This window comes from Mucilaginibacter sp. P19, from assembly GCF_050632265.1.
Classification (GTDB): Bacteria; Bacteroidota; Bacteroidia; order Sphingobacteriales; family Sphingobacteriaceae; genus Mucilaginibacter; species Mucilaginibacter gossypii.
The window spans coordinates 3,870,112-3,882,167 of the sequence record NZ_CP192586.1; the positions used below are offsets into that span (position 1 = coordinate 3,870,112).

Consider the following 12,056-nt stretch of genomic DNA (forward strand, 5'->3'; position numbering starts at 1 on the left):
ATATTGCTGCCAATTAAACCCCAATACTTAATAGATTATTAATAAACGCTTAATTCGGCAACAGTAATACCATTGCCTGCAATTACATGCGCGGCTTCAAATTTAAAATATCTGGCTTTTACTTCCTGCTTTAATGCTACAGGTTGTTCAATAGGATTCGATTTGATATTTGAGAACTCGCCCGAAGCTACTTTTTCCCAGGTTTTACCGTCGTTACTGATATAAAACACATAGCTATCAACTATACCATCAGCTTGTTTATCCTGCCTTGGCAAATAGCCAAATGCTTTTATCTTTTGCTCTTTTCCTAAATCAACGCTGATCTGCTGCGGGAATTGCGCGCTTTCTTTTTTAGCGTGCTGTAAAGACTCCCGGTATTTTCATCAAAGGCATTCTCTGCACGTCCCCAATCCTCATTAGGCGCTGTGGCATCCAATACTTTCCAATCGGTTTTAGCATAGCCGAATGATGCATAAGCGCATTCACTTTGTTGACCTTTACCTTCAAAGCTCCGGGCTTTTACTACTCCGCCCTCATTAAGCACAAACGGCTTAGTATAAACCGGCGAGCTCGATGTTGGCTCGTGCCCGTCAAGCGTATAGCGGATTGCGCTTACCGGTGCTTCGGTAATAATGCTTACTTCACCTTTTTTATTGCGTGACACTTTTGGCGCAGTTAAATGTACAGGCTCTTTATAAATCCCGAAATCACTCAATGCAATAGCCACCGGCGAAGCGGTAACCCTCAGTCTCAATTTGCTTGCTGTGATATTTTGCGTTAAACGGATCAACCTATTACCGCCAATGCTGGTAGCCTCACCTATTTGCTCCCATTTGCCATCTACGTAAGCATCTACGGCAACGGCCTCAATACGCTGCCCAAGCTTAATATTTTCGCGCAGGCGGATCACGTTAAATGTTTTTGGCGAATGCAGATCAATAGTTAAAGTTGGCGTAGTTACTTTATCGTCAGTTGCCCAATAGCTGTAACGGTTGTCATCTACTAAAAACTGCGGACCGAATTTGGCTTTGTTACCACCACGCACATTACTGGCTGTTAGTGTTGCGCCTTTTGCCAAATTAACTGCGAAAGTTTGTTTAACCAGGTTACCAAACTCGGTTAATGATTTAACATCGATCTCGTTAATAATACCACGCGGATCAGGAGATAAACCTAAATCAAGCGCTGCACCACGGCCTACACTTTTGTAATAAAGATCAAGCAAGGTGTAAGGTGATTTCACCCCTCATCCTGTGCTTTGTGATAAAACCATCCGGGACGCAACGATACATCACATTCGGCCGGCATCCAGTATTCGCCGTTACGGGTACCTTCGGTGCCTTCATAATCTTTTACATAACCATTAGCAGGAATCTTGCCTTCATCAGGAGCATGTGGTGTATAAGTTGCCCAGCAGGTTTCGCCCGCATGACCTTCCTCATTACCTACCCAACGCACATCCGGACCAACATCGCCAAATAAAACAGCATTTGGTTGCAATTTGCGGGTTATAGCCCAGGTAGTATCCCAGCCATAATAAGTTGAACGGTCAATTTTTCTTACTTCGCGTTTGCCACCGTAATAACCATCACCGCCATTAGCACCGTCATGCCATGAAATAAACAACGGACCGTAATTGGTATACAACTCTTTCAATTGCGCACGATAAGTCTTAACATATTCGGCAGTGCCATAGTTGGGGTTGTTCCTGTCCCATGGCGAGCAGTATACACCCAGTTTCATGCCGAGTTTATCGCAAGCTTCGCGATATTCTTTCAGCATATCGCCCTTGCCATTTTTATATGGGCTTTTGGTGATATTGTGCTCCGTAGTTTTAGTTGGCCAAATACAAAAACCATCGTGGTGTTTGGCAACCACAACTACACCCTTAAAACCGCCGGCTTTTGCAGCTGCCACAATCTGCAGTGCACTAAACTGCGATGGGTTAAAAATCTTTGGGTCTTCATCGCCAAAGCCCCACTCCTTGTTGGTATAAGTATCAACGCCGTAATGGATAATGCAATACATCCCGGTTTCCTGCCAGTTAAGCTGCCCTTGTGTAGGCAATACGCCATAAGGTTTAGGAGCAGTTTGGCCGAAACCGTTTAAACCGGCCGTAAGTAATAATAAGGCAATGCCTGTAAACTTCTTCATAATTGGTATCAGATAATTAGTTTTTGAACCATGATGACGGCACATCCTGTGGGGCCGAGCCATTAACACTATATTTCAGCAACAGCTTAAAGCCGCCACCGCCTTCAATAAAATCAAGCTTAAACGGATGTGCACCCATTTTTAGGGCAACCTGGCCGCTACGTTCCTGCGCTGAGTGGTTGCCATCGTTATCCACGACGGTTTTATCGCCAATGTAAAGTACGCCACCATCATCGCAGGTTAAATAAAAGCTGTAAATACCATCAGTTGGCACATCAATGTAACCTTTGTAAGTGATACCAAATGACGGAGCTTTAACCGTAGCAGGTACTTCTATTTTATCAGTACTAAACGTGCTGTCAACCTTTGCATTTTGCATTAACGCAGTCTTTTTAAAGAAAGCCTTATAATAAGTAGCTGTAAGCCCGGGTTTAGGTGGAGCAATTTTTACCGGACCAAGCATTTGCTGTTGTGTGTAGTTCAAATTATAAACATCACCACGTGTCCTGGTTGGTGTAAACGCGGCAACCCTTACCAATTCCGACTTTGAAATAGTTAATGGAGATGGCAATACAGGTGATTTAGCATTTGGCAAAGTACCATCGGTAGTGTAGCGGATAGTAAGGCTTGGCAATGGAGACGCTATGCTTAGCTTGCCTTCGTCGGTGAAAACATACTGGTTAAGCAGGTTAGGCAGATCGGGCAAACGATAGTTGATCTTCATCGCGTCCATCCTTTTGTATTGCTGAGTTAAGCGCTGCAGGTATGAATCGTATTCACTTTCCTTATGCGTCCACAGCATTTCAGATAATGCAGTTAGGCGCGGCATGTACATATAATCGGCACGTTTTTCTGACGGGATCATTTCTGACCAGAGGTTAGCCTGAGCGCCAATGATTGATTTCGCTTCTTCGGCATTCAATACCTTTGGTACCGGGTTAAAGTGATATACCTTGCTAACAGAATACTGATCGGGCTGGTTATCAAAGTAAAGCGGTTCGCCTGGCGTCATGATCACGGTATTGCCATTCTTCACAGCTTTAACCGGTGCATCAGGAACCCATGTGCGCCAGTACATAATAATAGCTGTTGGGCTAATGCCACCTTCAATTACCTCGTCCCAGCCTATCAATTTGCGGCCTTTGGAGTTGAAGAATTTCTCCATGCGGTTGATGAAGTAGCTATGCAATCCGGCCAAGTCTTTAATACCTTCTTTGGCCATTAAAGCTCTACAGGCATCTGATTTACCCCAGTTGGTACGGTCAACCTCATCACCACCAATGTGGATGTATTTTGACGGGAAGATTTGCATGATCTCGGTAAATACATTTTCAGCAAATTCAAAAGTACTTTCGTTACATGGGCAGATAGGTTTGGTGAACAATTCGCCCCATTTATTTTCGCCATCACAGGTTAAAAAAGGATATGAATTAATGGCAGCCATCATGTGCCCCGGCATATCTATTTCCGGAACGATATCGATATGCCTTGCTGCTGCGTAAGCTACCACGCCTTTCATTTCCTCCTGCGTATAAAAACCGCCGTATAATGTTTTACCATTTTTTTGGATGATATGCTCTTTATCGATCACAAAATCAGGATTATCCTTAGCCTTTTTCATACAGGCCGAATCCTGGTTATTGAACGTACGCCATGCGCCGGCTTCAGTAAGCAGCGGGTATTTTTTTATTTCGATGCGCCAGCCCTGATCATCGGTTAAGTGCAGGTGCAGCTTATTCATTTTGTACAAAGCCATCCGGTCGATAAACTTTTTCAGGTAGCTCACTGAGAAAAAATGCCTCGATACATCCAAATGCATACCGCGCCATCCGTAAACAGGTGCATCTTCAATAGCTACAACCGGCAGTGTCAGTTGCTTTTGAGCAACACCAGCTTCTATACCAACAGGCAATAACTGGCGAATGGTTTCTACAGCGTGAAATACCCCTGCCGGGTCTTTTGCGCGGATAACTACCTGCTCTTTAGTAACACTCATGCGATAAGCTTCGGGAGTAGTTATGCTTGCATCATAAACAAGATTTATGGCGCGGGCCTTCTTTATCTTGCTCACTTCAACAGGCGTGCCTAAACCTTTGCGTAACAAATCCTTCAAGGCATAGGCTTCGGTATTAAAAGCGCCGGCATTTACAATGGCCGTTTTAGAGGTGATAGTAAATGATCCCTCTCCCGCAGTTAATTGAGCAGGATAAGGTATCAACGGAAATTTTGCTGCTGTTTCCTGGGCGCTAACAGCACCGGTACAGATAAGGGCCAATGCCGCTGCCGACAAATATTTTGAAATAGTCTTCATTGTCTTCTTTTTGTTATTTGTCGATAGATATAGTACGTTCTGCTATGTTCCAGCCTCCAATAGTTACTGCAAGGTTTTTATCTGCACCTGGGTTATGATCGATAACAACTTTTTTAGTTTGACCCGGTAGCACCGTTACATAGTTATCGCTGTAAAAGGCCGGTAGAATGCGTTGTTTGGTCTCAGCATTAACTAAAGACAGGCGGTTGAAAAATGCCAGCGCACCATCACCCTCGTTAGTCAGCGTTACTTCTACTTTACCATTCTTTAAATATTTAGCAGACGCGCCTAAAGTACCTTTCGGCATTTTTTGTAAGCCGGAAAAATCACCGTTAGCATCGGGCAACCAGTAAATATTTTCGCTGATCACTTCCTTATCCGATTTAAGCAGTTGCAGGCAAAGGAAAACACCTTTGTCTTTTGCCTCTTTTTCAATCTCATGCTTAAGTGATAAATAGCGTTTGGTAGTAGTTGGCGTTACATCAGCAAAAACCTTTGTTAACACTTTCTCTTTGCCATCCATATCATAGGTTTTAGCTACCAGCAGCATATTGCTATGCGTTTTAAAAGTATTGTTGGCTACCATTACCATACCATCTGTTTGGTTATACATGATATGTAAAGGTTCGCTGCCATTATGCAAGCCGTAAAGACAAGCATTAGGATCAAGGTAATAATCATACATCTGGCCGCGCATGGCTGTCCATGGGTTTTGGGTTTTCCAGATGATAGTACCGGTATACCAATCCCACATATGAGAGCTAAAACCTTCCATGAGGGCACGATACTGATCATAATTTACCAACTGTGCTTTAGTTGCGAAGTCTTCAACATTTTTGGCTTTTCCGTATTTATCAACAAAACCGTCGTAGCCAATATATTTATGATATTCCCAAACCGGGTCTGTTTTAGTTTTGCCGGTAGATGCATCAAACTCAGGCACAACCATATTTTCGGCAGGAATAAAGCGTTTTAATGACTCATAATCGCTAACACCAACCGACCCTACTTCCGAATTGAACGGATAAGTTTGGTGATCCCAGAAAGTTGTAAGGCTTTGGATGCCGTAAGGCCCATCGCCGTTTCCGCCCTGTACATTGCGCGACATTTCTTCGGAGTTTGAATACGGGATAAACCAACGGGTATTATCGAGCTTAGGCATAATGGTATCACGCAGGGCCGCAAAAATATCTTCGGGCGGAGTGATCTCATTACCACCGCACCAGATTGCCAGCGAGGGGAAGTTACGTACCAGTTTAACCTGATCGGCAACTGATTTTAAATAAAGGTCATGATCATCCGGATATTTACGACGGGTCCATTGGTCATCAGCTTTCATTGGATCTATCCAGCGACCATTGCAATCGCCCGATCCCCACATATCCTGGAAAACCAGCATACCGTATTTATCGCAAGCCTCATAAAACTCAGGGCGCTCAATCAGTGCGCCACCCCAAACCCTGATCAGGTTCAGGTTCATATCACGATGAAAACGAACTTCCGCATCATAACGGACATCGCTGAAACGCAACATCTGATCCGATATGATCCAGTTACCGCCTTTAATAAATACTTTTTGGCCGTTCACATTAACCTGGCGGCTTTCGGTTTTACTGTTCCATTCGGTAGTGATCTGGCGTACACCAACTTCAATATTTTTTTGGTCGGATACTTTGCCACCTGCCACAAACTGCAAATTAAGCTTATACAAATTTTGCGGACCGTAGCCATTAGGCCACCAAAGCTTAGGGTTTTTAAGGCTGTAGTCAGCCAGTTTAACTTCCTGTTTTGAATTTGCTTTTAGTGTAACCGGCTGTGATACCAACTTGCCATCTAAATTATATTGTAAAGTACCGCTCACTGCAGCGCCTGTAGCATTTTCAACCTCGGCAGACACCTGTACAATAGCCGGCTGCTGCGCACCTTCCGGCTGACGAACACCCGGAACAAGGGTAACCACATGCGGATCTTTAATAACCACAGCACCCGTATGCTCAATGGTTACTTTATCCCAAATGCCGGTATTGCGGTCGCGGATGGGCTGGATCCAGTCCCACCCTGCCGTATATTGAATGCCTACGCCACGCGCTATAGTACCATCACCGCCCTGACCGCCGTTGGGATTACCAACAGCATCCGGAGGATACACGATAACCGCCAAACGATTATTGCCGTTTTTGCTCAACCATTTGGTAATGTTATAGCTCTGGCGTAAAAACATGCCTTTATGCAGCTTGCTGTTAAGCTTATGCCCGTTAAGGAAAACGTCGCAGCTATAATTTACACCACGAAAGTTAAGATAGGTTTGATTACTGCCGGCTGGTACGGCTTCTTTAAAATCATTGGCAAACCAATAGGTATAGTAATCGCGGCCTACCTTGTATATATCAGGGATCTTTTCATTATTCATCCCGTAAAATGGATCAGGTACCTGTTTGTTGGCTACCTGGGTTGTAAGCACCGTTCCAGGCACAACTGCAGGATTCCATGCAGCCAGATCATAATTGGCTTGGGATATAATAGTGCCATTATCTTTAACACTATTTATTGACGTACATTTCCAGCCGCTATTAAGCTCGTAGCTGGTTTGCGCCCCTGCGTTTTGATAAACGCCAGAAGCAAGGACGGATAACACTAATGAAAATTTAAACAATGCAGATCTGCCTGCCGAACGGGTTGTTGTCATTTATTTGGGTTGGATGGATGATCAAAATTAAGAACTGCCAAATCATTTTAGCTGTAAAAACTTGGCTATATAATATGGGATTTTGTCGGTATAATTGTCATTTAGACGAGTATACAGGGCATTTTTGGTAGTAATCAGGAGAAATCTTGTACACCCTGGAAATTTGCCCGTCTCTTGTACAAGATTTCTCCTCACCTTTTTTAGCCCTACCCTGATCGTCGAAATGACATTGTGGTTATTTGGTTGTTATGAAATATTAATAAACTATTTTAAAACCGGCCGCTTCATTAAGCCCGCTGGCTTTTTGTAATTTTGCCGGGATATTGATATCGATACCATCGGCCACCTGTTTCCATTTAAGGCTTTGAGCGCTGCCAAGCAGGGTAACTTTCTTTACCTTTTTAATGTCTTTCAATTTTACAGATACAGTAGCAGGCAAAACCACTTTTTCCTGATCGCTCAAGGCAAAGGCATAAATGGTATTGCTGTTCTTAGCTTTAGTATAGTATATATTACCTGTTGAATATGGTGCAACCGACTGGCTGGCATAAATACCTTCACCGTTGATTTTCATCCATCGGCTGATACCTTGCAGGCGTTCGTAAGCAACCGGGTCCCAGTCACCATCCGGGCCGGGGCCAATGTTCATGAGCAGGTTGCCACCGCGCGATACGATTTTTACCAATAGCTGCACTATTTGCTGTACCGATTTATAATGATCGCCCGGAACATAGCTCCATGAATTACCTATGGTTATGCAGCTCTCCCATGGATGGTCAAGTGGCACTTCGGGTACTTCCTGCTCGGGAGTAGTGTAGTTTTCATATTTGCCGGCTACGGTACGGTCGACCACTATTAATCCTGGTTGCTTTTGCCTGCCCATTGCGGCTATCTTCGGCATATCGATATCCTGGTCAAATTTAATTCCGCGTTGCCAGTCTATAGTAGTATCAACACTGCTTTTAGGGCGCACCCATCCTCCATCAAGCCATAAAATATCAACCTTGCCATAATCGCTCATCAGTTCGCTGATCTGGTTGTAGGTAAAGTCTTTAAATTTCTGCCAGCGATCAGGGTATTTTTTCGGATCGTAATTTACGTTACGATCTTTTGGCGGGAAGTATGGCCACCAGTAATTTTCGGTGTGCCAGTCGGGTTTTGAAAAATAAGCACCCACCATAAAGTTGTCCTTGCGGAAAGCGTTGAAGATCTCTTTAGTTACATTGCTCCTCGGGTTGCTTGAAAAAGGTGTTTTGCTGCTTGTAATCTTATAATCGGTTTCTTTGGTATCAAACATGCAAAAGCCATCGTGGTGTTTGGTGGTAAAAATTACGTATTTCATACCGGCATCTTTAGCAGCCTTCGCCCATTTTTCGGGATTGAATTTGGTTGGGTTAAAAGTGGTTTGCAAATTTTCGTAAGCTGCTTTATAACCATTATAAGTTGCGCCATACGGGCCGCGACGTTGTGTCCAGCCTTCATCTTCGGGGCAAATACTCCAGCTTTCAACTACCCCCACTGGCTGTAGGTACCCCAGTGCATAAACAAACCAAACTTAAGATCTTGCCAATTTGCAATTTTTTGCTCAACTGCAGGGTCGCCTGCAGGGACATATTGCTTTGACATATTGTGCTGCTGTCCAAACACCTCAAAGCAGCCGAAAACCAAAAGAAATACTGTAAATAATCGTTTCATCAAGCTATTATTTTATTAATTACTGACAATTTTATATGGTGTATTGCTTACACACTTTTTAAAATTTTTTAAAAAACATTGCAACTTACATCAATTAATTTCATTTTTCGATTTTAATATGTTATTATTGTTACACCATTATTAAGTTTAAATTTAGTTGATTAATTAAAAATCCTTCGGTTTGAGAGACAGAAAAGTTGATACGCTAAAATTATGGAAACTCATTTGCAACAATGATGACGAGAACGCTTTTGAGTTGTTTTTCCATGTCCTTAACAACTCGCTCATTAAATTTTGTGTACTATATGTACATCAACGGGAGATTGCCGAAGAAATAGTTTCTGATGTATTTGTAAAATGCTGGCTTAACCGTAAAAACCTTACCGAAATTCAAAACCCTGAAACCTATTTATTTGTAGCGGTAAAAAACCAATCGCTAAACCACATCAAAAAATACTCAACTATTCACGTTGTACAAATTGAAGAAACCAATTCGGTAGAATTTGTAAACACTTATAACCCTCAAAAGGAAATTGAAAACAAAGAGCTTATTTTTAGGATGGACCAGGCCATAGCCGGTTTACCGCAACAATGCCGCATCGTTTTCAGACTGATAAAAGAGGACGGTATGAAGTATAAGGAAGTGGCCGAAATTCTTAATATTTCGCCCCGCACGGTACAAACGCAACTTTTCAGAGCGATCAAGAAGCTTAGTGTTGTTTTGACACAATACAACAAGCACCACGAAGCTGTATTAAAACCAATACAATCAACATTTTAGGAAGCACAATTGTAATTTTCAATTATTTTTTTAACCTTGTAAGTAATTAACCTAAATAAGTTGTCCTATCATAAATAAGGATGCAATTATACGATGGGCAATGATAAATTTATAGAGCTGGTGGGCAAAAAACTGTCGAATGAAATCAGCTCTGATGAAAATAATGAATTTCAGCGTTGCTTAGCTAATGATGCTTCCCTTCGTGAACAATACGAAGCCCTTTCTGCTTACTGGAAACATAGCGATGCCCAATATGCTGACAATGCCCTCGCCTTTCAAAAAATAAAGTCAAAAATTAAAGCACAGGAAGTTATTGAACCTGCAACGGCCATTAACCCCGTTAAAAAGGGCACGATGCATTATCTTTGGCGTGCTGCGGCCGCTGTTGTTCTAATAGCAGGTTGCGCGTACCTTTTTTATTCAAAAACAGTTACTTTGGGCCACGGAATTGCAAGCGCAACATCCGGCGCCTGGCAAAATAAAAACACTTCTGCCCGCGATAAATCAACCATTGTATTAACCGACGGTACGCGTATCACCCTTAATTCGCTAAGTTCGTTAAGATATCCAACAAACTTCACAGGCAAAACCCGCGAAGTTTATTTAAGCGGCGAAGCCTTTTTTGATGTACATAAAGATCATGAACATCCGTTCATTATCCATACCGAAAAAATGAATATTAAGGTGCTGGGTACCGCTTTTAACGTTAAATCATACCCCGATGATCCGTCAAGTGAAACAACCCTGATCAGGGGCGCCATTGAAGTTACCCTTGACGACCGGCCATCGGACAGGATCATTTTAAAACCAAGTGAAAAACTGATTGTTAAAAAGGGCTCGTTTACTACTGTACGTAAAAACCAGGCTAAGCTTTCACCACCTACCGACAGCAGTGCCGGTACGCAATATGTCTTAACCAGTTTTACCCGTCTTCATCAGGACGACAGTGCCATTTTAGAAACCTCCTGGACACAGAATAAACTCATTTTCAGGGATGAAAGCTTTGCCGACCTCGCCATGCGCATGGAACGCTGGTATGGTGTTGAGATCAAATTTAAAAATGATGAAATGAAAAAGTACCGTTTCAGCGGCACTTATGAAAAAGAATCCATTACTCAGGCTCTTGACGCATTACGCATTACCGAAGATTTTCATTATAAAATTAAAAATGCCGCCATTTATATCTATTAACTGATAATTCTACAGTTAGTTATCAGTACATTTGTTCCCACCAATTGGCTGTGGCTTTACAATATTCGTAATTGTTACCTACCAATTCGGTCATTTTACACTATTACCTGTGCTAATTATAAAATTTATGTAAATTTAGGCATCCCCAATGGATGTCGGCGACAGGTTTAGGTTATCAGTATAAATGAAAATACGGTTTACGTTAATATTATTCTTCAATTTACTGGCTATATTAACTGTATATTCACAAACCCGCGTCACTATCAATTTAAAATCGGCCGATTTTAAAAAGGTGATCTCAGCCATCGAACATCAAAGCATTTATCATTTTGTTTATAGTGAAAGAAAAATCCCTGCTTTAAACAAAGTTGACATAGATTCTGATAATGAAGATGTTAAAAGTATTTTAGATAAAATTTTGGCCAATTCGGGCTTCGCTTATACCGAGCTTGCCAATCACCTGATAGTAATTGCCCCGATTGATGAAATAGTTAATGTAGTTAAAGTAACGGGCGTTGTTGTTGATGAGAATGGCGCGCCGCTTGCAGGCGCTACAGTTAGGGTAAGAGGTTCAACCATGGGCTCACTCACCGACGCGAAGGGGGCGTTTTTGCTTGAAGTACCCTCCGGGTCAACATTGATAGTGAGTTTCGTAGGCTACGTTACAAAAGAGGTAAAACTTATTGGCGCTGTACCGGTAACTATTTCGCTTACGGTAAGTAACGTGCTAAACGAAGTGGTTGTAACGGCACTTGGCATTAACAAGGAACAAAAAAAGGTGGGTTATTCAGTAACTACTATTAGTGGTGAGGTGCTTGATAAAGCCAAGGAATCAAATGTAGCATACTCGTTGGAGGGGCGCGTAGCAGGTTTAAGTATCAATGGCATAAACGGCGGACCAGGATCTTCTGCGCGTATTTTACTAAGAGGCGTTACAAGTTTTGGTGCAAGCGCGCCACTCTTTATCATTAATGGGGTACCCATGGATAATACCCAAAGGGGATCAGCCAATGAATGGGGCGGGGCCGACTTTGGCGACGGCATCAGCAATATAAATCCCGACGATGTTGAAAATATGACCGTTTTAAAGGGCCAGGCGGCATCGGCACTTTACGGAGCGAGAGCGGCCAATGGCGTAATTTTAATAACTACCAAAACAGGAAAAAAACACTCCATTTGGTGTTGAGTTTAATACCAATTACCAAACTGATAAGGCAATTAATACCTTTGATTATCAA

10 protein-coding genes are annotated in these 12,056 nt (G+C 42.6%); 3 read left to right on the forward strand and 7 right to left on the reverse strand.

The features are described 5' to 3' along the window. Window positions 1–38: 38 nt before the first annotated feature. From ACQ86K_RS18730 to ACQ86K_RS18760, 7 genes are all read right to left on the reverse strand, one after another. Window positions 39–323 carry a discoidin domain-containing protein gene (locus ACQ86K_RS18730; RefSeq protein WP_431200889.1) on the reverse strand — a complete coding sequence of 95 codons (285 nt, stop codon included), beginning with the start codon at window positions 321–323 and terminating at the stop codon, window positions 39–41. Continuing rightward, window positions 308–1,225, reverse strand: a complete 918-nt coding sequence (locus ACQ86K_RS18735; protein ID WP_431198535.1) for a chitobiase/beta-hexosaminidase C-terminal domain-containing protein — start codon at window positions 1,223–1,225, stop codon at window positions 308–310. Before ACQ86K_RS18735 ends, ACQ86K_RS18730 begins: the two co-directional genes overlap by 16 nt. 14 nt (window positions 1,226–1,239) lie before the next feature. Further along, the gene (locus ACQ86K_RS18740) at window positions 1,240–2,154 is read right to left on the reverse strand and encodes an alpha-L-fucosidase (RefSeq protein WP_431198536.1); all 915 of its coding nucleotides are present in this window, start codon (window positions 2,152–2,154) and stop codon (window positions 1,240–1,242) included. Window positions 2,155–2,170: 16 nt separating this feature from the next. Next, window positions 2,171–4,465, reverse strand: coding sequence for a family 20 glycosylhydrolase (locus ACQ86K_RS18745; protein ID WP_091162631.1), 2,295 nt, complete (start codon window positions 4,463–4,465; stop codon window positions 2,171–2,173). Between the two features lie 13 nt (window positions 4,466–4,478). Then, window positions 4,479–7,151 (reverse strand): glycoside hydrolase family 2 protein, encoded by a 2,673-nt coding sequence (locus tag ACQ86K_RS18750; RefSeq protein WP_091162630.1) that lies wholly within the window; start codon window positions 7,149–7,151, stop codon window positions 4,479–4,481. 256 nt (window positions 7,152–7,407) lie between these two features. After that, window positions 7,408–8,670, reverse strand: a complete 1,263-nt coding sequence (locus tag ACQ86K_RS18755; protein WP_431198537.1) for an alpha-L-fucosidase — start codon at window positions 8,668–8,670, stop codon at window positions 7,408–7,410. After that, complete coding sequence (locus ACQ86K_RS18760) at window positions 8,661–8,846, reverse strand: alpha-L-fucosidase (protein WP_431198538.1); 186 nt, start codon at window positions 8,844–8,846, stop codon at window positions 8,661–8,663. The genes ACQ86K_RS18755 and ACQ86K_RS18760 overlap by 10 nt, the downstream gene beginning before the upstream one ends. 181 nt (window positions 8,847–9,027) lie before the next feature. Between ACQ86K_RS18760 and ACQ86K_RS18765 the strand changes: the two genes are divergently transcribed. From ACQ86K_RS18765 to ACQ86K_RS18775, 3 genes are all read left to right on the forward strand, one after another. Then, window positions 9,028–9,627 (forward strand): RNA polymerase sigma-70 factor, encoded by a 600-nt coding sequence (locus tag ACQ86K_RS18765; RefSeq protein WP_091162628.1) that lies wholly within the window; start codon window positions 9,028–9,030, stop codon window positions 9,625–9,627. A 93-nt stretch (window positions 9,628–9,720) separates the two neighbouring features. After that, window positions 9,721–10,818 (forward strand): FecR family protein, encoded by a 1,098-nt coding sequence (locus ACQ86K_RS18770; RefSeq protein ID WP_091162627.1) that lies wholly within the window; start codon window positions 9,721–9,723, stop codon window positions 10,816–10,818. Window positions 10,819–11,002: 184 nt separating this feature from the next. Further along, window positions 11,003–12,004, forward strand: a complete 1,002-nt coding sequence (locus ACQ86K_RS18775) for a TonB-dependent receptor plug domain-containing protein (protein WP_431198539.1) — start codon at window positions 11,003–11,005, stop codon at window positions 12,002–12,004. The last annotated feature ends 52 nt before the right edge of the window (window positions 12,005–12,056 follow it).

Coding starts and splice junctions, on each gene's coding strand:
- ACQ86K_RS18745 (WP_091162631.1), bottom strand. CDS start 4,465: ATGAAGACTATTTCAAAATATTTGTCGGCAGCGGCATTGGCCCTTATC.
- ACQ86K_RS18760 (WP_431198538.1), bottom strand. CDS start 8,846: ATGAAACGATTATTTACAGTATTTCTTTTGGTTTTCGGCTGCTTTGAG.
- ACQ86K_RS18750 (WP_091162630.1), bottom strand. CDS start 7,151: ATGACAACAACCCGTTCGGCAGGCAGATCTGCATTGTTTAAATTTTCA.
- ACQ86K_RS18740 (WP_431198536.1), bottom strand. CDS start 2,154: ATGAAGAAGTTTACAGGCATTGCCTTATTATTACTTACGGCCGGTTTA.
- ACQ86K_RS18770 (WP_091162627.1), top strand. CDS start 9,721: ATGGGCAATGATAAATTTATAGAGCTGGTGGGCAAAAAACTGTCGAAT.
- ACQ86K_RS18775 (WP_431198539.1), top strand. CDS start 11,003: ATGAAAATACGGTTTACGTTAATATTATTCTTCAATTTACTGGCTATA.